The sequence below is a fragment of the Pseudogemmobacter faecipullorum genome, assembly GCF_020539525.1.
Taxonomy (GTDB): Bacteria; Pseudomonadota; Alphaproteobacteria; order Rhodobacterales; family Rhodobacteraceae; genus Pseudogemmobacter; species Pseudogemmobacter faecipullorum.
Map to the genome: position 1 here is coordinate 1 of NZ_JACDXX010000066.1, position 1,938 is coordinate 1,938.

Sequence of the window (1,938 nt, forward strand, 5' to 3'; positions counted from 1 at the left end):
TGACCCACAGCCGGACGGTTTCGCGGCTGACGATCACGCCGCGCTCTGCCAGAAGGTCCTCGACGTCGGCCGAGCTCAGAGCGAAGCGATGATAGGCCCAGACGGCATAAGCGATGATCTCGCGGGGAAAGCGGAAGCCCTTCGGGCGCGCCAGGGATGATGGCATTTTCATTCGAAATCCTTACAGCAGGGGCTTCACGACACAACAACTTGGCAATGCCTGCCCGCGAGATAACCGCGTGACCGGCTTCACACAGACTGCAACACACCAGGTGAAAATAACTTGGCAATGCCCTTTGGGCAGCTTCGCCATTTGATTTCTTGTATATACAAAAATCTTGCATCGGGTTGCATTATTGTGTATACAATAAATACAGCGCAGGGGAGCGGGATGCAGATTGTCTGGGATGAGCCGAAGCGGCAGGCGAATATCGCGAAGCACGGCTATGATTTTGCAGACCTGTCGCCTGACTTTTTCCTCGGCGCCAAGGTGGTTCAAGCTAAAGAGCGCCGCTGGATGGCAATTGGTTGTTTCTCGGATGGCACGATTGCTGTGGTGTTCGTCACCCTTGGCTCGGAAGGGCTGTCGGTGATCTCCATGCGCGCTGCAAGCAAGAAGGAAAGGGAGCTGCTATGAAGAAGTTCGACCCCAAACATGCCGCCAAGCATGGCTACACTGAAGCGGACTGGGCGGCCGTTGATAGCCCTGAGCTGACAGAGGCCGATATGGCTACGGCGCGGCCCTTTTCTGAGGCCTTCCCAGCCTTAGCGGATGCTGCCCGCAAGAGCCTTGGGCGGCCGAAATCAGCCAATCCTAAGGTCGCTGTCTCGTTACGCTTGGATCCCGATGTGGTGGCTGCATTCAAAGCGTCAGGCCAAGGCTGGCAGTCTCGGATGAACGAGGCGCTGCGCAAGGCTGCGCATCTCTCCTAGATCATGATCGATGCGACTTATCTGAAAGCTCATCGCACGGCCTCCAGCCTGCGGGTGAAAAAGGGGGGCGTGGTCGCCTGATCGGTCGCACGAAGGGTGGTATGAATACCAAGCTTCACGCCGTTGCCGATGCCCAAGGCCGCCCGATCAGCATGTTTGTCACAGCCGGTCCGGTCAGCGACTACAGCGGAGCCGCTGCTCTGCTACGCAGCTTTCCAAAGGCAGAGTGGATGCTGGCGGATCGGGGATACGATGCCGATTGGTTCAGACATGCGTTGAAAGACAAAGGCATAAGCGCCTGCATCCCGGGGCGGAAAACACGCAAGAAGAAAGTTCGATACGACAAGCGCCGCTACAAACGCCGCAACCGCATCGAGATCATGTTCGGCAGGCTCAAGGACTGGCGACGAGTTGCAACCCGATACGACAGGTGCCCCATTGTCTTCCTCTCGGCCATAGCCCTCGCCGCAACCGTCCTCTTCTGGCTCTAAAGTTAATGAGATGCCGTAACGGGGCCTGCGCTGCGACCCGCCCGTTACCGTTGCAAAATAGAGGGCAAGCTGGCGCCATTCCCGTATCAGACCCAAAGGGAGGATTGCGGAGCTGAAGCTGTTTGTCGGGCTGAATGTGTCGCTGGAGAAGACCGCGATCTGCGTGGTCAGCGAACATGGGAAGATCGTGAAGGAAGCGCAGGTGGCTAGTGAGCCCGAAGCGCTGTTGCGCTGGATCAGCGAGCAGGATGGCGGCATTTCAGCCATCGGGCTTGAGGCCGGCCCTCTGTCGCAGTGGCTTCATCGTGGGTTGTCCGAGGCGGGGCAACCTGTCGTTCTGATGGAGACGCGGCAGGTGAAAGGCGCGCTGAAAGCCATGCCGATCAAGACTGTCCGTCGTCGAATGATTTGGAACCGCCGCGCTGATTTTGTAGCAGATGGCTTGGGCTCATCGGGTTCAGGCTATGCTGCTTGACGCTGGTGGTTCAAGCGGCGGTTTTGGATGGTCTGCTGT

Annotated in this window: 2 protein-coding genes and 3 pseudogenes; 4 read left to right on the forward strand and 1 reads right to left on the reverse strand. The window is 58.0% G+C overall.

The features are described from left to right. Window positions 1-172, reverse strand: a pseudogene (locus H0485_RS21145) (IS6 family transposase); the annotation flags it as partial. 219 nt (window positions 173-391) lie between these two features. On the opposite strand from H0485_RS21145, the gene H0485_RS21150 reads away from it, so the two are divergent. The 4 genes and pseudogenes from H0485_RS21150 to H0485_RS21160 form a co-directional block, all read left to right on the forward strand. Beyond that, complete coding sequence (locus H0485_RS21150; RefSeq protein ID WP_226937859.1) at window positions 392-637, forward strand: BrnT family toxin; 246 nt, start codon at window positions 392-394, stop codon at window positions 635-637. Then, on the forward strand, window positions 634-933 hold the full coding sequence (locus H0485_RS21755; RefSeq protein ID WP_255613896.1) for a BrnA antitoxin family protein: 300 nt from the start codon (window positions 634-636) through the stop codon (window positions 931-933). The genes H0485_RS21150 and H0485_RS21755 overlap by 4 nt, the downstream gene beginning before the upstream one ends. Then, window positions 934-1,424 (forward strand): annotated as a pseudogene (locus H0485_RS21760) (IS5 family transposase); the annotation flags it as partial. It abuts the gene before it with no gap. A gap of 112 nt (window positions 1,425-1,536) precedes the next feature. Then, a pseudogene (locus H0485_RS21160) lies at window positions 1,537-1,824 on the forward strand (IS110 family transposase); the annotation flags it as partial. Window positions 1,825-1,938 lie beyond the last annotated feature (114 nt).